The sequence below is a fragment of the Bacillus sp. FSL K6-6540 genome (genome assembly GCF_038007545.1).
In genome coordinates this window covers 5,034,561-5,055,940 of sequence record NZ_JBBOXH010000001.1, presented here as the reverse complement: position 1 = coordinate 5,055,940, position 21,380 = coordinate 5,034,561, and the positions used below count along the sequence as shown (strand labels likewise).

The following is a 21,380-nucleotide window of genomic DNA, read 5'->3' as shown; positions in this document are numbered from 1 at the left end:
GCTAAGATATTAAATGTATCAACAGATTTGCCATATGATTCGAATTGGTGGGTTGTATCTAGGGATACCCGTACGATGACCATCCATGTTGAGGCAGAAAATATAGAGTCTGTTCTGTTCTGGGTAGCGCCTACGGGGACAGAAACTTGGAAGGAAAGGGAGCTTATCGGTTATGACATTGACGGATCGGATGGGTGGTCGTTGTCCTGGGAGTTTGGCAATCGGAAATTCCACGATCATATCGCTGTTCAAGCTTTAGGCATGGACGGCCGTACGCAGGCTAACGAGAGCATCAATGTACATACACTCGAAGAATGAAAAAATTTTGAAGGTGCTGAATGGTTTGAAAAAAGTGATCGTTCCAACCATCATGGTTTTCTCGATTTTTTTGATTTTGTCTTATAAGTGGTATACACATCCCAGACAAATTGTTCAGAACATAGAAGCAGTAGAGTTTCATTTAGGAAAGAACGCGGACCAGGCGATCATGCCGGTTCGTATCGAAATCGATGGTTATCTGACACGGTCCATCACTGGAGCGAAGCATTTTGACGGCTCAATCCAATTATTTAGCGATGACAAACGACTTGCAGACGAGAAAAGTTATACCCAAATCGTATTTAATCTAAGTGGGGGAGGAGTCCTGGTCTATGATGAAACAGCCAATGGAGTTCCTAAACTGAATTCATATGGATTGATTTTTATCGATAAGGATTTTAGCAGCGTAGCTATAGCCAAACATGTAACCGAGAATGGAGAAACAAATACAAAGTCGTGGGAGGCCACACGTGGGATGATGATTGCCGGACCGGCTAGCAGCAGAGAGGAGGGGCTGCGTGTATCCAATACTTTGATGGCTGACTTCCTAAAGGGGATTACATTAGATTGAGGTTTACCAGGTGGATCCAGCTTACCGAGGGAGGAGTAAAGATGGATACGATACAATTCAAATCCTATATCCATGAGCTTTTCGGCACGTTATTGAATGAATTTGAGGAAGACGACGAGTATGGCTACCATCTTTTTTCATCGAACCACTATCTACGGATAGGCTACGCCACTAATCTGACACCGGAGGTTGTCCAACAAGCGGCAGTCGAAAAGGTCGATCTGATTATCACGCATCATGATGCATGGGGCTTCGTGTACGGGATGAAGGAGCGGTGTTTAGAGTTGCTGCAGGAGCATGACATCGCTCATTTCTATATCCATCTTCCCTTGGATTATGCCGAGTTCGGAACCTGCAATTCGTTGCTGCGTGAATTGGGGGCGGAACATATTGTCCAATCATCCCGGCATATGGATGGGAATAGCTCGATAGGTATCGGTGAACTGGAGTCTCCGGTCTCGATGGAAGAGCTTGTAGAAACCATGTCCTCCGCTTTGGGCGAACACGTGTTTTATCAGCAGAATAGCAATAAACCCGTTCAAAGGATCGGCATGATAACCGGAGCAGGTAACGGCACGAATCAGTTGAAAGAGGCCTTGGACCATGGCTGCGATGTTTACATTACCGGGGAAAAAACGCTCTATACGGTTCAATATGCCAGGTTCGTCGGATTGAATCTCATCGTGGGCAGTCATACGTTTACCGAAATTTTCGGCGTACGATCGCTCGCCCAGAAGCTGCAGGAGAGGTTTCCAGATGTGGAAGCTATCCAATTGTACGAGGAGCATATGGAAGTAGTGAACTAAAAACAGGTCATCGGAGGGATAACGGTTGAAGGATTCCAGCTTTGATTTTTACGAAGATCTTGCGGATACATATCATTTGATTTTTGAGGATTGGCATGAAGCGGTAAGATGGCAGGGTGAATTCTTCAATCGGTTTATTCGTTCGTTACATGACGAGAACCCTGAGGCTCGGTTCCATCTCCTGGACGCATCATGCGGAATAGGGACGCAGACTTTGGGATTGGCAAGGCATGATTTTGTCGTAACGGCTACGGATTTGAGTCCCAAGTCGGTGGAGCGGGCCAAAAAGGAAGCCGAGAAGCTGGGGATTCCCATTGATTTTGGGATTGCCGATTTTCGGTCTCTGGAGCAAGATATCGCTGGGCAGTTCGATGTCGTATTGTCTGCCGACAATGCGATCTCCCATTTATTGTCAGATGGTGAGCTTAGACAGGCATGCCGCAACCTGTATGCCAAACTTCGTAACGAGGGTCTGCTTGTCGTGTCCATTCGGGACTACGACGCTATTATTCAGAACCGCCAGCGTGCAACGGTTCCACGAATCTTGGATGAAGGAAAACGTATGGTTTTTCAAGTTTGGGACTGGGCGGAAGGTGGATATCACTATGTGACGAACCAATTTATTATGCAAGAAATCGATGGGGCATGGCATACCCAAGTCAACAGCACATCCTATAGAGCATTAATGCGATCAGAATTAAGCAGTTTGCTGGCGGAAGCGGGACTCATCGATATCCAGTGGCACATGCCTTCAGATTCGGGCTTTTATCAGCCGATCGTTACAGCAAGGAAGCCAGAAGCATAGACCAGTAAGATAGGATGAGTTTACCAGTATAAAAAAGGAGGGGTTATGGATGGCACAATTACGGGGTCAAGAACAAGTCGAGGAGTATCTTCATCAACTTGAGCATCCCTTGAAAAAAGTAATCGAGGAGGTCCGAAGCTTCATCCTCAGTGTTGATGATCGAATCACGGAGCATATCAAATGGAATGCTCCCAGCTTTTGCGTTCAGGGTGAAGACCGGATCACTTTGAATTTGCAGGGGAAGGGTTTCATTCGGTTGATTTTTCATTGTGGAGCCAAGGTAAAGGATCATGATATAAGGGGAACTCTGACAGAGGATACAGCGGGGTTATTGGAATGGGCGTCGCAGGATCGGGCTATCGTGAAAATCGTTGATACAGACGATTTGGAGCAAAAGAAGGAACAGTTAAAAGCCGTTATTGCTAGATGGATTGAAGTGACGAGTTGATGACTAGTAGAGTGTCGACTAGGTTTTCGGGAAATTGCCGACGGTGGATTGGTCACGCATGAACTTGTGCTATGATGTAATCATGGTTGCCCCGTCTCAAATGGATAGAACATTCAAGCATAAAAAAGGCTGCCATGAAGGCAGCCTTCCCTATCCTTTATAGGCTTGCTGTAGCGTTTGCATATCGATTTTTGATTTCGTCTGGAGTAAGGCCTTCATCACGCGTTCCGATTTAGCCGGATCGGGATCGGTTATCATTTCGTTTAAGTTAGCCGGAACGATCTGCCACGATACGCCGAACTTGTCCTTCAGCCAACCGCATACTTGCGCTTTATCGTCACCGCCTTCGGCCAGCTTCTCCCAATAGTAGTCAATTTCTTCTTGCGAATCGCAATGCACAATAAACGAAATAGCTTCGTTGAATTTGAAATGCGGACCGCCGTTGAGCGCAACAAAATGTTGTCCCTCTAATTGAAATTCCACCGTCATTATAGCTCCTTCGGCGAATGGCGAGTGATCGTTGCGTTCTGCGCCGTATCGCGTAAATCGTTCGATCCCCGAGTTTTTGAAAATCGAAACGTAATGCTGCGCTGCCTCCTCGGCTTGGTGATCAAACCACAAGTTAGGGGATATCTTCTGGACTCTATTCTTCATCATCCCAACTCCTTCATCACAGTTACTAGAATGTAATGTCATTGTATCAAATCACTCCGATCATGATTTCTTACCGATTGCGATCTATTCCTGCCGATCATGAATTTCGGATAACAAAGGGCCGATTCGCGTTCAGGGGAAAATAGGCCTTTTCCATTTGGAGGAAGATAAAGGTGAATCTCATGCCTGTGGTGAAGAAGTAGAAGAATATATTTATGAAGCGATCTTTCTAGGATACGCTAACGAATTCTAACGGGACTTGTCATAGTTTGTGGTATATCTTATCTATCGGAGGCTGTTGTCATGATGATGCCAACGCATATTGTTGCCGTAGGCGGCGTGGTTGAGAATGAACATGGAGAAATTCTATTGGTGAAGGATCGTAACGGATGGGTGTTTCCGGGAGGACAGGTGGAGGCCGGAGAGAATCTCATGGATGCGCTGATTAGGGAGATCAAAGAAGAGAGCGGGATCGAGACCATTATATCTCATCTGATCGGTGTCTATTCCAATACATCAACCTATCCGGGACACAGCGGAGTTGCTGTGGTTCCAACGAAAGTGATGATGGATTTTGTGTGTAAGCCTACAGGCGGCGAGCTGAGGACTTCGGAAGAAACGACGGACTGTCGTTGGATCCATAAGGATGAAGTGCTTCAATACATTACGGCCCCGGCCATTCGTACGCGTTTCCAGGCTTATTTGGATTTTAACCGAGCCCTCGTCTATATGGAATATATCACGAAACCGGAGTTTGAAATTAAGCTGAGACGGAATATATAGGCATTCGAGCTGGGCCATTGGGAGTAGAGCTCAATCCATATACGGGAGGCCGCCTCTTTTCTGATGCCTCTAAAAGAACGAATTCAAGCTTCATCGGCGAATTCTTCCATGATTTGGATAGGAATGCCAGAACAGAGGAATGGGCTGTATTAAAATAGGCAGGTTTACTATCTGCTATCGAAAGGAAACGACCCATGGAAGAAGTGATTGTCACACCATACAACCCCGACTGGAAAGATGAGTACAACCGGGAAAAAGCGAAAATTGAGTCGGCACTGAAAGGCCTCGACGTTCACATGGAACATATCGGGAGCACGTCCGTTTCGGGTTTAGGCTCCAAACCGACCATCGATATGATGGCTGGCGTACTTAGCCTAGAGGAAGTCGATGAGTATTACATTGAGAATCTGGCTGGGATCGGCTACGAATATGTTGTTAAACCGGAGTTTCCGGAGCGGCTGTTCTTTCGAAGAGGGCAATGGCGGGCAGGAACGCATCATCTGCATATTTACAAGTATCAGGGCCAACAGTGGATTGACCAGATTTTATTTAGGGAGTATTTAAAGAAACATCCGGAAATAAAGGATCGATATTATGCTTTGAAAAAAGCACTCGAAAATCAATATAAACACGACCGCGTAGCCTATACGAACGGCAAGGCTGATTTCATTCGTGAAGTGATCCGTAAGGCAAGGCTGGAACAGAGTTAGAATCCTGATGCAGAGAGGACGTAAAGAGGATGTCCGAATATTACTGGGATTCCAAAATCGAATACCTGAGGAATACCAGATGGTTATATTACAATGACGACTACCTGGAGTTTTTGGTTAAGATCGTCTGGAAAATGAATACGCCCATTAACATGGTGGATTACGGTTGTGGTTATGGGTATCTAGCATTAAAGCTTCTCCCGATGTTACCCGATGGGTCAACCTACACAGGTATAGACAAAGGTGAAGATTTGATCAAGGAAGCAAGGGGAATCTTTGACAAGCTGCCATATTCCGTTGAATTGATTCAAGGGGATATCGAAGAAATCCAGGTGCATCGGCAGTACGACATTGCGCTCTGTCACGCGTTTCTATTACATATGAAGAATCCCCGAGATATCCTTCAAAAAATGATCGACAGTGTGCGGAACGGCGGCCGGGTCATTTGTTTTGAGCCCCATTGGATCGCCAATGCGGCGAATTTTGGCTTCGATGATGGATTGTTGCATTCCGAAGTGGTCCGTCTAGGCGTATTACAGAAGCTGTATGAGGTGGACACCAGCCGCAGCGGCAAAGACGGGAACATCGGCATGAAGCTCCCTATTCTTCTAAGTCAGCTGGGGTTACGGAATGTTGAATGTCGAGTAAGCGATAAAGTGAATTTTTTGGATCGGCATATGGACGATGATAGCAAAGAACGGCTGTATCAATCTCTAAGAGAAGAGGGGATTGGGCAAGAGCCCGATGAACCTTCAATGACAATGGAGCAGCTGGTACAGAGAGGTTTAACAGCGGAGGAAGCACAAGCCCAATATGCTGCTGAACTCAAGCTGTTCCAGAAGTTTGATAACGATTCATGGTTGACTTACGCGCCGAATATGAAGATTTCTTTTGGCATGGTTAGCCGAGAATAAAAGTACGTAAGGAGCCCTATGAAAATTGGATGGGTAAGGCATCACAACGACTGCCTCCAATAATAGATCGCCAATTGGGTTCTGTCCCGGAGCTCCAGCTTATCCAGAATGATCGAGAGGGTATTGCGCACGGTTCCTTCGCTGATAAACAATTGCTCGGCAATTTCCCGATTCGAGCAGCCTAAGGCAACCAGCTCGAGAATATCGTTTTCCCGCGGGGTAAGGTCGGAACGATTCTCTTTTTCGGGCAGCATCAAGGTCTTCAGCACATTGGCATCCACAACGGAACTGCCGGAGGCCAAGGCACGAAGCTGTTGTGCCATACTGGAGACCTGCGTCGACTTCAGCATATACCCTTCGGCTCCGGCTAGCAGCGCCAGGCGGATACTATGCTCATCTTGAAACGTGGTCAGCATCATGATCTGGACTTGGGGCCATTTTTGCTTGATTTGCCTTGCCGCTTGGATTCCGTCCATACCAGGCATCCGAATATCCATGAGGACGATGTCCGGCAGGACCTCTTCACAGCATTGAATGGCTGCTGCGCCGTCTTTCGCAGTCGCCGTCACTTCCATATCCGCTTCTCTGGATAGAAGCAGCCGGAGACTCTGACATACCAATGGATCATCATCCACAATGAGAATGTTCATCGAATGCCCTCCTTTTCCATAGGTAATACGCAGACCAATTGAAAGCCGCTGGATGTATTGGTGGAGATGCTCCCGCCTGCCGCCTGGGCTCTTTGCCTTAGGTTGCGGAGTCCGGTTCCAGGCAGCGAGGAGGAATCCAAAACGCCGTCATTTTGGACGCTTAACCGCACGATATGTTCATTGACGTCCAACAATACTTCAACGTGTTTGGCTTTGGAATGACGCACCGCATTGGTCAAGGCTTCCTTGAGACAAGCATTCAGGATGATCCACAGATGGGCAGCTATACGGGATGTATCTCCATAAATTTGCAGCTGCACAGGCATCGCTTTGAAATTGCGGCAGATCTCCTCCAGGCTCCGAATGCCGATCGCTTGGACAGGCTGCATATTATGGACCGTTTCCCGCAGCTCCAGGGCACTGCTCGACAAACGCATCTGGGCTTGAGCAAACATGTCTTCCGCTTGCGGGTCATTCTCCCTCCATAATGTTTCAAAAGCTTGAAAGGCTAACAACGCGGCTGTTAATTCATGGCCGACCTCATCGTGCAGCTTCTGGGAGATTCGATGCCGCTCTCTCAGCTCTGCAAGCTGAGCCGTTTGGACATTGGCCATGAGCAGCTCACCTTTCAATATTTCCAATTCGTAGCGATCGCGACGCTCCTGATCTGCCTCCAATCGATACTGATGGATTTGCTTGGACCAACAAAAAACGATCCACCCCGCAAATGAAGCTTGAACGAGCATGAGAAGAAGCGGGAGGTCCGGATCGACATAGCCGATGACAAGCGCTGCCAGGATGGGCAGGGAAAACAGCGGTTTACCGGCAAGCATGGTTTCAAATAACGGCAGAGCCAGTCCGAAGCCGGCCTCCGGCCAGAATGGAATGATGGACAAGCATAGAATCTGGTCGACCAGTGTTGTCCATGAAGGAAGGGAAAACCGCCATCGGGCTATTTCCAGGATCGCTAAGGCGAAGATTAGGACGAACCCTTCGGTCCCGGCATCTCCCATAAACCACAGAGCGGCCAGAAGCAGCAGGGCAAACATTCTCCAAATCACGACCGCTATGCTTGGGGACCACGAATCGGTATAGCTTCTCATGAAAACCTCCCATGGCATACGTTCTCTTTTCCCCATATCGTAACATATTTTTCAAGCGAGTTTCCTTCGGCTGCCAATCAGCATAAAAGCGATCGTAAACAACAGCAGGATCCCGAGCGGAGTGAGTTGCTCCGCGAACAAGCCTCCGTTCTTAGCAAGCATGATTCCCTCATGGAACCAATAGGTAGGGGATAACATGGCGATTTTCTGCAGGGATGCAGGCATAGCCTGAATGGGAAATAAGGTTCCTCCGAGCACCGCCATGATCAAGATGATTCCCAGCATAACGGCTGTAGAAGATTCAGGCTGGCGGAACATGGAGCACCACGCGAGAGAGAAGCTAATCGCGGTGACCGAGAACACGCTGAACATGCTGAAGAGTTGAATCAGACTGCCAAAAACATCGGTATGCAGCAACCAGGCGCTGCATGTGACAACGGCGCTTTGTCCTACGAGCAGCAGAGCGAAAGCAAGCAGATTCTGCGATAAATACTTGAAGTGGGTCACTGGTGCAACGCCGATTCGGGTCATAATTTTATTCTTCCGATCCTCCATGATCATATGAACGAGTTTGGAGGCTGAGAATAACAGCAGGATCCCGTAGAAGTGATACCCCAGCGGTAAGCCATGCCAACCGCCCACCGGGAGGACAACGACGGCTGCCGGAAGGCCTAACAGCAAGATAAGATTGGGCAAGCTGCGGACGCTCCGGATGAGCGCGAAGTTAAATATCGTCAAGCGAGCTTCCTCCTCCCAAGCCATGCGCTGATCATCATGCATATCACGGTTAAGGCTAACAGCAATAGTATGCTTAGGTACGCTTTACCTTGCCCGCCATCGACAAGCATCTCCAGGACGGCCATCTTTCCAAGGGATACCGGATTCCCATAGGACGACATGAACTCAAAGAAACGATGATCCGGGAGAGGAAACATGAATCCGGTTAAGATGATGAAGCCGATTCCGAGGACTTCAGATACCCTTTCCGCCAATTTTATGCTATGGATGGTTAATGTCAGCAGCAGATGTACCGACTGCGCAAAGAAGGAATAAATAATAAATACCAGCAAGACCCAGCCGAGCGATCCCCACGCGATCCCGAACACCCAGGTTGTGAATAACACCAAGACCAATCCTTGCAAAGTGCTGAAGAGCGTGCAGGCAAGAATAAGAGAGCTTGAATAAACCGCTACGTTAATAGGGAGCGAATAGATTCTCCATTTCCGGGTTTTAAGTAAATCGATATCCAAATAACTTATCAAATACGTGCCGCCAAAAAACTGAACGCCCATAATGGTCGTAACGGCCATCAAGTCCAGCGGAGGAACGCCGTTCATGCCTTCATAGGGTCCAATAACGACACCCAGCACGGTAATGACGACCAGTGGCAGGCCCACCAGAAGCAGCTGCCCGATGGGTTCGCGTATCAGGCGCAGCAAGGAGAAGTACGTCATTCTGAACACAAGCATGTTAAGTTCCCTCCGCGTCACGTAGTTGCTTGCCGGTAAGCGTAAGGAATACGTCTTCAAGCGTAGGTTTCTCCGCATGGATGGATAGGACGCCGCCCGCGCTTTTGGCCAACGACAGGATGCGATCCAGATTTCCTGCGCCTGCCCGAGATATGATCTGAAGTTGCGTTCCATTCAAAACCACGTGCTTGACTCCATCCAGTTGTTTGATGTTATCGATCAGATCCTTCGTCAGCTCCACGACTTCCAGTTTGATCTTCTCTTCATGGTGGATGTTCTTTACCAACTCATCGATCGTCCCCTGCGCGATGACGTGGCCTTGATCCATAATCACGACACGGGATGCGAGGGACTGCACTTCTTCCATGTAATGGGTAGTATAGAGAATGGTCGTCCCCCTTTTTTGCAGCTCGCGGACCGATTCCAGGATGTGATTTCTGGATTGGGGGTCGATTCCAACCGTAGGTTCGTCCATGATCAGGAGCCTGGGTCTGTGAATAATAGAGCAGGCGATATTCAGTCTCCGCTTCATTCCTCCGGAAAATTTGGAAGGACGTTTATGGGCTTGATCCGTTAGTCCGACGAACTGGAGCGTTTCCGTGATTTGTCTTCTCAATTCCGTGCCCCTTAACCCATAGATTCCGCCAAAAAAGGCGAGATTCTCGTGAGCGGTTAAATCCTCAAAGACGGTGATATCCTGCGTAACCAGTCCGATCTTTCGTTTAACCTCCAACATAGGGCCGCTTGGCCGTTCCCCAAACAGCTCGATGCTTCCGGAATCGATGCCAATTAAGCCGGATAACGCATGGATCAATGTGGTTTTACCTGCACCATTCGGCCCAAGAAGGCCGAGTATTTCTCCCTGCCTGATTTCTAGATGGACATGGTCCAGGACAAGCTGATGCCCATAGCGCTTAATGATATGGTTCATGGTAGCGATTGTCATCCGAATCCTCCTTTGCTTGAATGCTTAGCTTTATTATGGCCACCGGACGAAAGCGTTCATAGTTACAATTGTAATGAAATCGGCAGGGGAGCGCTGTTGAAATATGATGCCGGATACGTTACCATCATGGAATTAGCAAATGTGTAATCGGCCAGTAAAGGAGTCGTATCTGCGATGACGAAGGTACTTGTTGTAGATGATGAGATCAGTATCTCAAGCGCAGTTGCTTATGCGCTGCGAAGGGAAGGATATACGGTAGAGACCGCAGGGGACGGGCAGGAAGCGCTGGAGCGCGTGGAATCGTTTGATCCTGACGTGATGGTGCTCGATGTCATGATGCCGAAGCTTAGCGGGTACGATGTTTGTCGCAGGCTCGGGGATCGGCAGCGTCCTGCCATTCTGCTGTTGACGGTGAAGGACGATATTGTGGATAAGGTGCTCGGGCTGGAGCTTGGTGCCGATGATTATATGACAAAGCCCTTTGACATGCGGGAGATCATCGCCAGGGTAAAGGCATTGTCCCGAAGAAGCCGTACTCCTGAGGCAGCCGGGAAGCAAGCCCCCGAAACGCATGTGATCCGGATAGCCGGACTTACCATTAACCTGTTAAATCGAACCATTCATGCCGATGGCAAGCCTCTTGAACTGACGCCGAAAGAGTTTGACCTCATGGCTCTCCTGGCCCGGAATCCGGAGCGGGTATATTCGCGAGAGGCCTTGCTTGAACAGGTATGGGACATGGATTTTGCCGGCGGCACGCGTACGGTAGATATTCACGTCCAGCGATTGCGCAAAAAGCTGGGAAACCAGCATGAAGTGATCCAGACCGTGTATGGCATCGGATATAAAAGCACGGAGATTCCATCATGAACAAAGGAAAAGTGCGTTTCGGCTTGAAGTGGAAAGTCGCACTGCTTCTCGCTCTGCTGCTGATCGCCGTTGTGGTTGTTCTAAGCACGTTGGTTCTTGCCGGGATACGGGAGGACCAGCGGGTGCGCCTGGAGCAAACCTTCGCCCAGGAAGCAGAAGCAGCCAATCTCAGGATTCATCAGGAATTACTGACGAATCCTCAAACGCAGCCGGATGATTTTATGGAAAATGTCGGCCAACGGCTGGCCGTCGATCTTGGAACCCAGAGCGGCATGCCGGTGACCCTGTATAAGATAGATGGTACATTCACGGGGACTTCCCTTCCGTTCCAGCCGAAAATGGATGTACAGGACGCGCTTGCTCACACGGCGCAAGGGCGTTCCGCCTATATTACCGAGGGCGACCAGCTGTTATATCTTGCCCCGCTTCGGAATATGGAGCAGCCGATCGGAACGATTCAATTCCACGCCTCCCTGGCCGAGCAGCATGCGTTCTATGACCGGATCCAAACGCTGTTTATCGTGACGGGTCTTGCGGTGCTGGCCGCCGGCTTCCTGATCGGTTTTCTGTACGTGTGGCGGCAGGTGCATGTCATCAGCAGATTGAACCAGGCTGCGCAGAGGATCGGCGAAGGCGTCTATCTTCAAGAGCCGACGGTGAAGCGAAACGATGAGCTCGGCGAGCTGGCGCAAGGGATATATGATATGAGCGGGCGAATTTCCTTGTCGGTGAACCAGCTCACGGAAGAGAAACAGAAGCTGCTGGATGCCATTGATCGGCTGCGGGAGCTGGAACAGCAGCAGAAGCAGTTTATCGGAAATATCAGCCATGAGTTGAAAACGCCGCTGACCTCCATACTGGCCTACGCGGACCTGCTTGAGATGTATCGCGACGATCCCGCGCTGCTCGAGGAAGCCCGAGGACAGATCAGCCAGGAAGCACAGCGACTATATCGCCTGGTAGAAAAGGCGCTTCAGTTATCGTCCATGGATATATATGAATTCGAAACCCACGCGGAACACGTAAACCTCATGCCGATTCTGCAAGAGGCGGCAGCCCGGCTGGAGGCCAAAGCAGAGCAATCGGGCATAACGCTGCGATCCTCATTATCCGAAGGCAAGGTATGGGCCGATCCGGAGAATCTGATGCATATGATTTTGAATCTGCTGGATAACGCCATTAAATATAACAGGCCCGGTGGGACCGTTACGCTATCGAATGAAGTGGACCGGGATCCACAAGGCCATGATCGTATGGTCATTAAGGTAAGCGATACCGGAATCGGAATTCCGGACGAAGCCCGGGAACGGATCTTTGATCCGTTTTATACGGTGAGCAGCGACCGCTCCCGGGTACATGGCGGTACCGGCTTAGGGTTATCCCTGGTTCGCAATTTGGCGGAGAAGCAGCGCGGTTATGTGGAGGTTGCGGAATCCAGCCCAAACGGTTCTACGTTTGTGGTCACCTTGCCGATGGAACGGCCGCAATCCCAGGAGGTTCATTCGGTGGAAGAAAGCTCAGACTTGGAATAGGTCTGGGCTCTTTTTAAAATGTACATCTTTGTTTACAAGTTCGTTACAAGCTCGATATCGTATCGAGATATTCGCATTCTATACTGAGTTCAACAGGGAAAGAGGCGGCAAGACAAGTCACATGAGTTGCAGCTGCCGAAGCTCCTTGGGGGAGAAACATAGGAGGAAACCTGTTATGAAACATAGATTTGGGAAGCATGGGATCAAGTTGCTGTCTATCGTTGCTGTGGCTGCAGCCCTTGCGGCCTGCCAGTCCCAGGATCGGCTGACGATCGTGGAACCGGGCAGTCAAACCAGCCAGCCGCCTGTATCGAATGCCGGAAGAGGTAAGACACCGGGAGAGCGCAAGCTCACGGTCGTTGACGGGGCGAGCGGGCAGGCAGGTCGGGAAGTGGTCGTGAATCAGACGCACCGGATTGCCTCGTCCAACATCGAGACGTGGATATCGGAGGATATGGTCAGGGTCACTACCACCAAAATGGTCAAGGAAGCAACCGCAACGGAAGAACCGAAATATGCGTACGCCACCGAAGAGGTGAACGTAAGCACGGGCGAGCGGCGTGAGCTCACGAATCATGAAGCGTCGCATCCAGGCCAACATCTGGTCAAGGAAGAGGTCTCGCCGGACGGTAAATATAGCTTTGTACAGAAATGGAGGGATAAGTACACGGCAGACAATTTCATGAAGGATCTTAATACCGGCAAGAGCATTCCGGTAAAAGGGGACAACTACATGGAGATTGGCGGTTGGCTCGATGCGGATACCTATGTTCTTGCGGCAGGCTCCATGAGCGGCAAGGGAGAGATTCGTCTCATTTCCACGGACGGTACTTACACCACCACCGCCATTGAGGATGAGGACGTTGAAGTTTACAACCAATTCGGAGCGAGTAAAGGCCGGATCTATTATACCGATGCGAATCAGGTGCTTAAGGTGGTTGAACCGGGGCAGTCGAAGCCGGTACATCTCATCGAAAATGTATGGAGTTTCACCATCTCGCCGGATGGAGAGTACATTGCCGTCTCCACAGCAACCAACACGGAAGGGAACTCAGGCAGCAATTTACTGATCTATGACGCAGCCGGCAGCTTGCAAGGATCGCTTATCGGAAAAGGCAATCTGATTTCTTACCCGTCCTGGTCGCCGGATTCTGCCAGATTAGCCTTTGATGTGTACTCGGAGAATGAAAGCGGAATGAACGGCGTGTATGTGTTTGATACGGCTTCCGGGAAAGTAAGCTGGATGGCGCCCTATTATTCAGCGGTGCATCCTGCGGCCCATCCGGTCTACCCGCTGACTTGGAGCCCATCTGGAAAAAGACTGGGAATTACGATTGACGATAAAGAAGCTTTAATTGCGACGCATGTCATTGATTTTCAATAAAAGTTATTGCGCTTCATACTATGACTCATCGACTTGGAAGGTTGGTGAGACAAACGAGAGGGATGAATGAAATGAAACAGTTGAAAAAATCAATCGCGGCGGTTGCCGTGTTGGGAATGACCTTAACGGGAGCGGCAGGTGTCTATGCGGGAGCCAACCTGGAGAAAATCTCGGCTTACCTGAATCACAGCATCGGCATCCAAGTGGACGGTACCGTCTATAACACGGGCAAGAAATTGACTCCGATCACGTATCAGAATACAACGTACTTGCCGGTACGCGCGATTGCCGATGTGCTGGAAGTTCCTGTGCGATACGATGCGAAGAATAACCAGGTGTTAATCGGAAGTAATCCTGGAAACGGTCAGACGATCGAGCTGACCAACGTGAATTACAGCGATGCCCAACTAAAAGAGATCAAAAGCGCATTCGCCAAATTTGATGGTTTCCAAACACCGTACGCTCCAAGTCAGATGGTAAAAGGCGATGTGTATCAAAAGACGGGCGCATCGGCAGATGGCGTGAACATGGTCTTCAAACATATGACGGTGTACATCTCTCCAAGAGACTACTCTCATGGATATGACAGCAAACCGGTTACATTGTCCAATGGGGTTAAAGCGAAATGGTATACACCGGATGACACGGATATGCTGGGATTTCAGATCAATGACCGCTTCGTGACGATCAGCTCCCCGGATCATTCCTTAAGCAAAGCGCAGCTGGAGAAGGTTGCAGTAAGCGTTGCCCGATTGAAATAAATATAGAGATAATTCTAAGGTGATAGAGATATATTTCAGATATGAAAAAGGAAATAGAGGTTCTTACGAGGAAGCTTGCAGGGTGAACGGAATAGCCTGCGAGCTTTTTCATATTAGAAACTCGTAGATAAAAAAGAAGCAGCAAGACGCTGCTCCTCCCATCGTTTCATTAGTTGCGCTGCAATAACAGGTAACCGCTAATATTGGATGTTCTTTGACGGAATACGATTTTGAAACCTACATCATGATCCTGCAAGCAGGCCAAGGCGGTTCTAAGCAAGGCATTCGGCGTCAAATCAGCCCGGCAAGGTGAAGCATTGCCAATAACGCGTGCGGCCACGATTCTACGCGGAGAACCCGCAACCAGAGGATTTCTTGACCAACTGATCAATACTAAATCCGGCTGAGGAACAGCAGTGACACGACCCATTCAAATCACCTCTTATACTTTAGTAGAGTCCGTATATTAAATGACAAGTTGATGAGAATTGTGCAAAGCAAAAGGCGGAGTTTTTCAAAAACAGGGTTGACGCCGATGATAGCTCTTCTGCATGAGGAGATCGAATTCAGAAATAGTTCTAGCGGATCGGTGGACGTGGAGACAAAAGGCATTGAGTAATTTCGGGAAATAGCCGAACAGTCCAAGGCGTTATTCTCCCACCGTTGTCAGACTATCGTTGGTTATTCGTTTGATGATGACAAGCTTCAGATTGAGATTGACTACGAGGGTATCCTCGCTAAGGATCTACCTAACGGTATGAAGGCCGGGGAGAAGATTCATATGAAGGGAAAGTCCGTATTTGCGTTTAAAAACGATAGGATCGCCGTGATAGAAGATTATAGTTGATAGGGCTAGACGTATTTTGGAATAGTTTATCTAAAGTTGTTTAATCCCGGAAGTAGGGGTTCTTTATGTGGTATTATTTGGGTTAATGTATGCTCGCTTGGGGGGCCATGAAATGGACATGGAATTGAAGCCGGTTAACCGGAGGTTAAGAGAAGGGGGTGACCCATTGTCGCAAATCAACATCAATCGAAGCAGCCCGGAAGAAGCGCTTGCGGTACGGACGAACCTGATTCAATTTAATGCACGGTTTATCGCAGAAGATTTGCAGCAGAATTACGAGGAGATCAACTTACATATAAAAGATGAGTTTGGAGAGATCGCAGGCGGCATCAACAGTGTATTTTGCTGGAATTGGATTGAGGTCGATATTCTGTGGATCGATGATCGATTTCGAGGGCGGGGATATGGCTCAAGATTACTACAAGAGATTGAGACGATCGCAAAAGAAAAGCAATGCACCTTCATCAAGCTCAATACCTTCAGCTTTCAAGCACCGGCATTCTACCGTAAACATGGATTTCAAGAGATAACTCGCATTGACGATGCCCCAAGGGGACATCAGCACTATTATTTTGTTAAATATTTGGCGTAAACCCGTGTGAACATCAACAATGATTTGAAGGAGCTTGACATGATTAGACTGCAGCCCGTAAATAAGGATAATTGGACCGAATGCATTAAACTGAAAGCGAAACCGGAGCAAGAAGGTTTCATTGCCTCCAATCTGTATTCGATTGCCCAGTATCAATTTCTTGAACATTTTGAAGCGATGGCCATTTATGATGATCAGACGATGGTCGGGTTCGCGTTATATGGCTTGGACGCCGATGACGGCAACTATTGGATTTACCGTTTCATGATCGACGGGAATTTCCAAGGAAAGGGCTACGGGAAAGAGGCTTTGCGATACATCGTTGAAGAAATCCGAAACAAACATGGCCGGACAGATGTCCTTATGCTAAGTTTTGATCCGAAGAACGAACGGGCCAGACAACTGTACATCAAAGCGGGTTTTGAGGAAATCGGCGTTATGCCCTGGTCGGGGGGAGAATCCGTAGCGAAGCTGGAGCTATAAGACATCAACTTAGTGGTGTTCGAAAAAGGCGTAACGGGACGACAAGCATTGTATGACAAAAAAGGGAGAGCATACTGTATGCAACAGTTATGCACTCCCTTGTGTCATTTTAATTGGAGATTGGGTTCATACCATATGGCTTGGGTAAAGTCCTGGAATGTATCAGCGTAATAATACATAACTTCAATATTGTTATTTTCGCCGGTTGCTTTTTGACCTTTGCTTCGGATAATGGGGATGAATTCCGCATAGTATGCGCCGTTCAAGGGGATTCGAACAGGCTGCTTGGGGTTGCTCAACTGCTCGTAAGTATAATAGGATGGCTCCCCGTTCACGTTGATCTGCAAGTCGATTTTCTCGGTAGCCTTCAAGGCCAGATAGAATTCCGGCAGGGCATCGAGATTCACCAAAGCAAAGTCATAAACCGGACTTTGTCCGTGTCCTGATGGGGAACCCGCATAGATAAAGTTTCTTGTGCCATTCGGAATGAGATCATCCGGCGATGGTTCCCGGACATAGCTGCCGCCATCAAAATAGTCGTAAATTCGATGCAGGACGACCGCCGTTTCGGCTAACGTTACCTTTTGATTCGGGCGAAAATACCCTCTTGCGTCGGGTTTCATGATGCCGGCCTCGGCAAAGCCGAGCAGGGCATAGGCTTTGACGTAATCCAGATCGGAGGCTAAGGAAGGCCCGTATTTTTTGTCTTGCATCAATCCGATTTCGGGTGCCAATGGCTGATAGGCATACTTCCACTTATCATATTGCTTGTAGGAATTGAAATATCTTTTGGGCAGGTCTTTTATCGCCCGCAATCTCGCGATATCCTCACCGTCCGGTAATTCCAAGGAATAACCAATATCATCGAACAGCGTATTCAGCGTAATCAACAAGTCCCAGCGTGTCAACACTTTCTCCGGTATATACTTGAAGGTTTCATCGCCATAATTGATTCTGTCTGCGGCTCCGATTAATCCGTTCGGCGCCGAAGGTATGCTGCCGTAAACATCCTTAAAAATCTGGTAGGATGGGTGCCCGTTAGGGACGCCGGGAATGTTGAACTTCTTATCAGCTTCGACCCGGAAATCGGTAAACAGCCGGTGAACCATAAGGGTAAGATCGGCTTTGGTCACCATCCTGCCTAGCGTTTTTGTTCGATACTCCATGTTCTCAAAAACCCCATGGGATCGAAGAAAGTCAATGGACTCATTGGCCCATGCATACTTGGCTTGACCAGATTCCGCCGCACTTGCCACGGATGTCATGCAAAACGATAAAATAAGGGTTAAAGATAATAATTGACGCCACCTTTTTAAAAACATGAAATCCTCCTGTATGTATCGATAGATTGGATTAATATTCCTCCATTGTAGACGACAAATTATGACAAGAGCAATGTTTTTTTAGTCCTCCTTACCTATTGAAAAAGAGTCGGTTTGCATTGTTCTTGGTCCGAAGCGTAATGGAAGCGAAGACGAATGCCGGGGAAATCGAATGAAAGTGGATGATTTTCGACGGGAAATTTAAATGTAACCGTTGACATTGCGGAACAAAATGGTAATATTTTAAGACATTAGCAATAGCGGTTGATTCGTTGATTCGGTACCTGTTGGCATGCTCAAGATCATGTAACGACAGGGTTGTGCCATCTTGGATTGTGAATGCAGTACAGCCTATCACGAAAGGGGGGAACGCATGGGAATCGACTGGTATGACATGATCGCGCGCAGGAATGGCGGCTATAGAGGAAGAGCGGTGTGTACCGTAGTCGGAAGGTCGGCGGAAGAAGTGTTTGAGGAGCGGCTGGTGGAGATGCTGCCGCAGTATCATTCCGTGCTGGACGCAGGCTGCGGGCATGGCGAGTTCACGCTTCGGATGTCCAGACATGCTGAGAAAATCATTGGCTTTGACAATTCCGCGGAGATGATTCGAATCTCCCGATCCTTGCTTGAAAGCAGCGGAACCCGGAATGTGGAATTCGTGTTTGCCACGACGAAGACACAGATGCCTTTTCAAGACGGGCAATTCGACCTTATCTATGACCGCAGAGGACCTACCTCAATCCTGGAACACCCGAGGATATTAGCTTCAGGCGGCACCATCTTCGGGATACATACCGATGTGACTCACGTTCGAAGGCGATTGTCGGAGAATGGCTACATGAATGTCGAGATTGAGGAGTATAATGAAGCGATTATTTACTTCCCGAATGCCCACGAATTTGCATTAAACCTGTCGGATACGCCAGGCAATCCCGATTATACTTTACCGGAAATGAAGGGTGAGCTCGAGAACAGGATACGGGAGAACCAGATCGACGGCCAGCTTGGAGTCCGCGAGCACAAATATATCTGGAAAGCGATGAAGGCGTGAATCAAGGATCTTTTATCATACCGAATAAGGAGTGTGCGATATGGATCATGAGTTCAACCGGAAGTGGCTGGAGGACAAATTTGAAAACATCCGCAGCCGTATCTTGAAAGCGTTGGTGCAGTTAAACGATGAGCAAGTGAATTGGCGGCCCAATCATTCCAGTCTAAGCATATCTACGTTGATCAGGCACATCGAAGGCAACATTCAAGAACGGGTCATGAAAGGAATATTGCAACAAGACGTTGCCCCGCGAAATCGGGAGCAGGAGTTGACCCAGGTATTTGTCAGCCGGGATGATCTGATCCAGATTGTGAAGAATCGGTTTCAGTTCCTGATCGATACGGTGAAATCCATGTCGAGTCAGGACTTTGAACAGGTTCAACCGGTCCGGGGAAAAGAACGGAGCAATCTCGACATCCTGCATCAGTGCGCCACGCATTATTCGGAGCATATGGGTCAAATTTTTTATATCGCCAAGCAGTGTTTGACGGTTCAATATAAAACCACATCGATCTAATAAACGAGTCCCCCTTAGATGGCGTTTCCAGCTAAGGGGGACTTTGTTTCGGTAGAATCATATAGCGACTGTGTACAAGATCAATCCAGGGAAGGCGTTACGCTGGCTTTCAGCACATTCCCGCTGGTGGTCCAGTTCACATGGGCCCCGAACAGAGCAGGGATTGTCTTGATGGGAATCATGGTTATGTCATTCTTCATGATGGCCGCTTCGCTGTTGTACACCGCCTTGCCATCCATTTCATAGATCGCCTGTCCGATCGGGACGGTTATGCTTTTACCCGGGGCGGTTGCTAAGGCCGCATGCCGCTTAGGATCCCATTCCACTTCATAGCCCAAACCTTCAGCGAGCGGACGGAGGGGAACATAGAATTCATCCCCGATGATGGAGGAGCCCAGGGCGGAACCGTTGATGGCGATCGACAGCTTGAGATTGTTAATAAAATGCCGCTTATGAATCAGCGCATGAATTCCTTTGGTTTTGTCCACCACCTGGGAAACCTCGTAGTCCGTAGCCGCACTCATGTAAGCGTAAGCCGTTGCGCGATCCATGCCCAGCTTCTCATTCAGGAAACCAAGGGCTTCGCGTACCGCTTCCTTCATGGCCTCATCCAGATCGGGGTCGAGACCGACGGGAATCCAGTAATCCTCCGTTTCGGCAAAAGGCTGCTTGAGCTCTGCACGCGGCAAGGATGGATCGCCAGCTTTCAGCACCGTCAACCGGAAGGTGCCGCGAAGGGAGGCCTCCATTGCAGTCAAGGCAACCTCGCCGTCTCCCTGTGCAAAATGAGGATCGCCGGTATAGAAGAGCCCGCCTTTTACCTGAACCGGAAGATACAGCGTAGATCCGACGCCAAGCTCGTTGATATCGATATTGCCTCCGGTTTCGATCGGCGGGACGCTGCTAACTTTTTCACTGGTATCCGGTGCGACGCCCATAAGTCCCATAAAAGGCTTGAGCGGGAAGCGGACATGCCCGCCCTGTTCAACGGGAAGCACGCCATAGAGTTTACCGTTGATTTCTTCTACCGGCGTGAATTTGGAAATATTTTGGTATAGCTCGGGATTTGCTGCGCTTGCTCCTTCTTTACGCCCGTCATTCTCGGGATATTCGCCGGGAAGGGCCCCCTTATAATGCCGGTTGGATATGACGCCGTAGGGAACCCGGGGGGTGAGAGAAAGAACCTCGACCTTCAACACATCTTCAGGTTCTGCTCCCTGGATTTCGATCGGTCCGGTTACGACATGCGGTCCATCGTTGTCAAAATCATGCTGCAGCTCAGAGGCAGCAACAGCTTTAGCGTCATCTAGCACTTGATCTGGCCGGATGCCGAAGGAAGCAAAATACTTCTCCGGATCCCTTCCCTGGTCTTCAAGGATGCCTTCATGGGATATCGTATCAAACGTGACGGTGCTGCCGGAGGTGACGGTCATGATGGATTTGCTGTCCCGATTCGGTAGATGCCCCCAACTGATATTCTCTACGGTGCTGGGGACATAATAATCGGCTCTGAGTTGCTCATTGCTGGTGGATTGCAGGATGGGAAACGAATCGAGGGCAGCGGCTTGCGCTGGTACAGCGGTGAACAAGGAAATCGTACATAAAGCTGCGGTGATGGAATGAAAGCGAGTATTTCTTTTCCTTGATGACATATTATCTCCCCTTTATCCTGTGCATATTATCAATCTAGCAGCATTATACATGGAGAAGGATAAGTTTAACAATATCTATGTTATGTTATATTACATGAAACAGATGAAATTAATTACATAGAACTAGATTTCTGAGGGTGAATACCTAAGAAACCTTCCACGCACCATGAGCCTGAGTCATGGCATGTGGAA

General features: G+C 48.8%; 25 protein-coding genes. 16 read left to right on the top strand and 9 right to left on the bottom strand.

The features are described from left to right. The first annotated feature begins 75 nt into the window (after positions 1–75). From MHH82_RS22445 to MHH82_RS22425, 5 genes are read left to right on the top strand one after another with little or no spacing between them, the layout of a single operon-like run. Positions 76–318 (top strand): hypothetical protein, encoded by a 243-nt coding sequence (locus tag MHH82_RS22445; RefSeq protein ID WP_340967898.1) that lies wholly within the window; start codon positions 76–78, stop codon positions 316–318. Positions 319–352: 34 nt separating this feature from the next. Next, on the top strand, positions 353–889 hold the full coding sequence (locus MHH82_RS22440; protein ID WP_340970101.1) for a hypothetical protein: 537 nt from the start codon (positions 353–355) through the stop codon (positions 887–889). 41 nt (positions 890–930) lie between these two features. Further along, positions 931–1,695 (top strand): Nif3-like dinuclear metal center hexameric protein, encoded by a 765-nt coding sequence (locus MHH82_RS22435; protein ID WP_340967897.1) that lies wholly within the window; start codon positions 931–933, stop codon positions 1,693–1,695. 25 nt (positions 1,696–1,720) lie between these two features. Further along, positions 1,721–2,500 (top strand): class I SAM-dependent methyltransferase, encoded by a 780-nt coding sequence (locus MHH82_RS22430; protein WP_340967895.1) that lies wholly within the window; start codon positions 1,721–1,723, stop codon positions 2,498–2,500. A 49-nt stretch (positions 2,501–2,549) separates the two neighbouring features. Continuing rightward, on the top strand, positions 2,550–2,948 hold the full coding sequence (locus MHH82_RS22425) for a DUF1801 domain-containing protein (protein WP_015736551.1): 399 nt from the start codon (positions 2,550–2,552) through the stop codon (positions 2,946–2,948). A 150-nt stretch (positions 2,949–3,098) separates the two neighbouring features. On the opposite strand, the gene MHH82_RS22420 is transcribed toward MHH82_RS22425, so the two are convergent. Further along, positions 3,099–3,602 carry a VOC family protein gene (locus MHH82_RS22420; RefSeq protein WP_340970098.1) on the bottom strand — a complete coding sequence of 168 codons (504 nt, stop codon included), beginning with the start codon at positions 3,600–3,602 and terminating at the stop codon, positions 3,099–3,101. Between the two features lie 303 nt (positions 3,603–3,905). Between MHH82_RS22420 and MHH82_RS22415 the strand changes: the two genes are divergently transcribed. The 3 genes from MHH82_RS22415 to MHH82_RS22405 all read left to right on the top strand — a co-directional run bounded on the left by MHH82_RS22415 (position 3,906) and on the right by MHH82_RS22405 (position 6,009). Continuing rightward, positions 3,906–4,385, top strand: a complete 480-nt coding sequence (locus MHH82_RS22415; RefSeq protein WP_145037378.1) for an NUDIX hydrolase — start codon at positions 3,906–3,908, stop codon at positions 4,383–4,385. Between the two features lie 194 nt (positions 4,386–4,579). Next, on the top strand, positions 4,580–5,095 hold the full coding sequence (locus tag MHH82_RS22410; protein WP_090907906.1) for a GrpB family protein: 516 nt from the start codon (positions 4,580–4,582) through the stop codon (positions 5,093–5,095). Between the two features lie 29 nt (positions 5,096–5,124). Beyond that, a complete protein-coding gene (locus MHH82_RS22405) occupies positions 5,125–6,009 on the top strand; it encodes a class I SAM-dependent methyltransferase (protein ID WP_340967893.1) in 885 nt (294 codons plus the stop codon). Between the two features lie 41 nt (positions 6,010–6,050). On the opposite strand, the gene MHH82_RS22400 is transcribed toward MHH82_RS22405, so the two are convergent. Genes MHH82_RS22400 through MHH82_RS22380 form a run of 5 tightly spaced genes read right to left on the bottom strand, consistent with a single transcriptional unit; the run spans position 6,051 to position 10,177 of the window. Continuing rightward, positions 6,051–6,659 carry a response regulator transcription factor gene (locus MHH82_RS22400; RefSeq protein WP_340967892.1) on the bottom strand — a complete coding sequence of 203 codons (609 nt, stop codon included), beginning with the start codon at positions 6,657–6,659 and terminating at the stop codon, positions 6,051–6,053. Beyond that, positions 6,656–7,762, bottom strand: a complete 1,107-nt coding sequence (locus tag MHH82_RS22395; protein WP_340967891.1) for a sensor histidine kinase — start codon at positions 7,760–7,762, stop codon at positions 6,656–6,658. The genes MHH82_RS22400 and MHH82_RS22395 overlap by 4 nt, the downstream gene beginning before the upstream one ends. Before the next feature lie 51 nt (positions 7,763–7,813). Continuing rightward, positions 7,814–8,500, bottom strand: coding sequence for an ABC transporter permease (locus MHH82_RS22390; protein ID WP_340967890.1), 687 nt, complete (start codon positions 8,498–8,500; stop codon positions 7,814–7,816). Then, on the bottom strand, positions 8,497–9,231 hold the full coding sequence (locus tag MHH82_RS22385) for an ABC transporter permease (protein ID WP_340967889.1): 735 nt from the start codon (positions 9,229–9,231) through the stop codon (positions 8,497–8,499). Before MHH82_RS22385 ends, MHH82_RS22390 begins: the two co-directional genes overlap by 4 nt. A 1-nt stretch (position 9,232) precedes the next feature. Next, positions 9,233–10,177 carry an ABC transporter ATP-binding protein gene (locus MHH82_RS22380; RefSeq protein WP_340967888.1) on the bottom strand — a complete coding sequence of 315 codons (945 nt, stop codon included), beginning with the start codon at positions 10,175–10,177 and terminating at the stop codon, positions 9,233–9,235. Positions 10,178–10,351: 174 nt separating this feature from the next. Here MHH82_RS22380 and MHH82_RS22375 point away from each other — a divergent pair, with 174 nt between their 5' ends. The 4 genes from MHH82_RS22375 to MHH82_RS22360 all read left to right on the top strand — a co-directional run bounded on the left by MHH82_RS22375 (position 10,352) and on the right by MHH82_RS22360 (position 14,724). Beyond that, positions 10,352–11,047: a response regulator transcription factor gene (locus MHH82_RS22375; protein ID WP_340967886.1), complete on the top strand. Its 696-nt coding sequence runs from the start codon at positions 10,352–10,354 to the stop codon at positions 11,045–11,047. Further along, positions 11,044–12,579: a sensor histidine kinase gene (locus tag MHH82_RS22370; protein WP_340967885.1), complete on the top strand. Its 1,536-nt coding sequence runs from the start codon at positions 11,044–11,046 to the stop codon at positions 12,577–12,579. Before MHH82_RS22375 ends, MHH82_RS22370 begins: the two co-directional genes overlap by 4 nt. A gap of 175 nt (positions 12,580–12,754) precedes the next feature. Beyond that, positions 12,755–13,963 (top strand): hypothetical protein, encoded by a 1,209-nt coding sequence (locus MHH82_RS22365; protein ID WP_015736539.1) that lies wholly within the window; start codon positions 12,755–12,757, stop codon positions 13,961–13,963. A 71-nt stretch (positions 13,964–14,034) separates the two neighbouring features. Then, positions 14,035–14,724, top strand: a complete 690-nt coding sequence (locus MHH82_RS22360; protein WP_340967884.1) for a stalk domain-containing protein — start codon at positions 14,035–14,037, stop codon at positions 14,722–14,724. A 169-nt stretch (positions 14,725–14,893) separates the two neighbouring features. Here MHH82_RS22360 and MHH82_RS22355 read toward each other — a convergent pair whose 3' ends face one another. After that, the gene (locus MHH82_RS22355; RefSeq protein ID WP_083829903.1) at positions 14,894–15,154 is read right to left on the bottom strand and encodes a hypothetical protein; all 261 of its coding nucleotides are present in this window, start codon (positions 15,152–15,154) and stop codon (positions 14,894–14,896) included. A 529-nt stretch (positions 15,155–15,683) separates the two neighbouring features. On the opposite strand from MHH82_RS22355, the gene MHH82_RS22350 reads away from it, so the two are divergent. Beyond that, the gene (locus MHH82_RS22350) at positions 15,684–16,163 is read left to right on the top strand and encodes a GNAT family N-acetyltransferase (RefSeq protein WP_235201837.1); all 480 of its coding nucleotides are present in this window, start codon (positions 15,684–15,686) and stop codon (positions 16,161–16,163) included. 39 nt (positions 16,164–16,202) lie between these two features. Then, complete coding sequence (locus tag MHH82_RS22345) at positions 16,203–16,646, top strand: GNAT family N-acetyltransferase (RefSeq protein ID WP_015736535.1); 444 nt, start codon at positions 16,203–16,205, stop codon at positions 16,644–16,646. Between the two features lie 104 nt (positions 16,647–16,750). Here the strand turns inward: MHH82_RS22345 and MHH82_RS22340 are convergent, their stop codons facing one another. Then, positions 16,751–17,968: an S-layer homology domain-containing protein gene (locus MHH82_RS22340; protein ID WP_340967883.1), complete on the bottom strand. Its 1,218-nt coding sequence runs from the start codon at positions 17,966–17,968 to the stop codon at positions 16,751–16,753. Positions 17,969–18,341: 373 nt separating this feature from the next. Between MHH82_RS22340 and MHH82_RS22335 the strand changes: the two genes are divergently transcribed. Both MHH82_RS22335 and MHH82_RS22330 read left to right on the top strand, forming a co-directional pair. Next, positions 18,342–19,019: a class I SAM-dependent methyltransferase gene (locus tag MHH82_RS22335; RefSeq protein ID WP_036664153.1), complete on the top strand. Its 678-nt coding sequence runs from the start codon at positions 18,342–18,344 to the stop codon at positions 19,017–19,019. A gap of 40 nt (positions 19,020–19,059) precedes the next feature. Further along, positions 19,060–19,536, top strand: coding sequence for a DinB family protein (locus tag MHH82_RS22330; protein ID WP_036664150.1), 477 nt, complete (start codon positions 19,060–19,062; stop codon positions 19,534–19,536). 80 nt (positions 19,537–19,616) lie between these two features. Here the strand turns inward: MHH82_RS22330 and MHH82_RS22325 are convergent, their stop codons facing one another. Then, positions 19,617–21,188, bottom strand: a complete 1,572-nt coding sequence (locus tag MHH82_RS22325) for an acetamidase/formamidase family protein (RefSeq protein ID WP_340967882.1) — start codon at positions 21,186–21,188, stop codon at positions 19,617–19,619. Between the last annotated feature and the right edge of the window lie 192 nt (positions 21,189–21,380).

Coding starts and splice junctions, on each gene's coding strand:
- MHH82_RS22445 (WP_340967898.1), top strand. CDS start 76: ATGACCATCCATGTTGAGGCAGAAAATATAGAGTCTGTTCTGTTCTGG.
- MHH82_RS22435 (WP_340967897.1), top strand. CDS start 931: ATGGATACGATACAATTCAAATCCTATATCCATGAGCTTTTCGGCACG.
- MHH82_RS22425 (WP_015736551.1), top strand. CDS start 2,550: ATGGCACAATTACGGGGTCAAGAACAAGTCGAGGAGTATCTTCATCAA.
- MHH82_RS22420 (WP_340970098.1), bottom strand. CDS start 3,602: ATGAAGAATAGAGTCCAGAAGATATCCCCTAACTTGTGGTTTGATCAC.
- MHH82_RS22415 (WP_145037378.1), top strand. CDS start 3,906: ATGATGATGCCAACGCATATTGTTGCCGTAGGCGGCGTGGTTGAGAAT.
- MHH82_RS22410 (WP_090907906.1), top strand. CDS start 4,580: ATGGAAGAAGTGATTGTCACACCATACAACCCCGACTGGAAAGATGAG.
- MHH82_RS22405 (WP_340967893.1), top strand. CDS start 5,125: ATGTCCGAATATTACTGGGATTCCAAAATCGAATACCTGAGGAATACC.
- MHH82_RS22400 (WP_340967892.1), bottom strand. CDS start 6,659: ATGAACATTCTCATTGTGGATGATGATCCATTGGTATGTCAGAGTCTC.
- MHH82_RS22395 (WP_340967891.1), bottom strand. CDS start 7,762: ATGAGAAGCTATACCGATTCGTGGTCCCCAAGCATAGCGGTCGTGATT.
- MHH82_RS22385 (WP_340967889.1), bottom strand. CDS start 9,231: ATGCTTGTGTTCAGAATGACGTACTTCTCCTTGCTGCGCCTGATACGC.
- MHH82_RS22380 (WP_340967888.1), bottom strand. CDS start 10,177: ATGACAATCGCTACCATGAACCATATCATTAAGCGCTATGGGCATCAG.
- MHH82_RS22375 (WP_340967886.1), top strand. CDS start 10,352: ATGACGAAGGTACTTGTTGTAGATGATGAGATCAGTATCTCAAGCGCA.
- MHH82_RS22370 (WP_340967885.1), top strand. CDS start 11,044: ATGAACAAAGGAAAAGTGCGTTTCGGCTTGAAGTGGAAAGTCGCACTG.
- MHH82_RS22365 (WP_015736539.1), top strand. CDS start 12,755: ATGAAACATAGATTTGGGAAGCATGGGATCAAGTTGCTGTCTATCGTT.
- MHH82_RS22360 (WP_340967884.1), top strand. CDS start 14,035: ATGAAACAGTTGAAAAAATCAATCGCGGCGGTTGCCGTGTTGGGAATG.
- MHH82_RS22355 (WP_083829903.1), bottom strand. CDS start 15,154: ATGGGTCGTGTCACTGCTGTTCCTCAGCCGGATTTAGTATTGATCAGT.
- MHH82_RS22350 (WP_235201837.1), top strand. CDS start 15,684: ATGGACATGGAATTGAAGCCGGTTAACCGGAGGTTAAGAGAAGGGGGT.
- MHH82_RS22345 (WP_015736535.1), top strand. CDS start 16,203: ATGATTAGACTGCAGCCCGTAAATAAGGATAATTGGACCGAATGCATT.
- MHH82_RS22340 (WP_340967883.1), bottom strand. CDS start 17,968: ATGTTTTTAAAAAGGTGGCGTCAATTATTATCTTTAACCCTTATTTTA.
- MHH82_RS22335 (WP_036664153.1), top strand. CDS start 18,342: ATGGGAATCGACTGGTATGACATGATCGCGCGCAGGAATGGCGGCTAT.
- MHH82_RS22330 (WP_036664150.1), top strand. CDS start 19,060: ATGGATCATGAGTTCAACCGGAAGTGGCTGGAGGACAAATTTGAAAAC.
- MHH82_RS22325 (WP_340967882.1), bottom strand. CDS start 21,188: ATGTCATCAAGGAAAAGAAATACTCGCTTTCATTCCATCACCGCAGCT.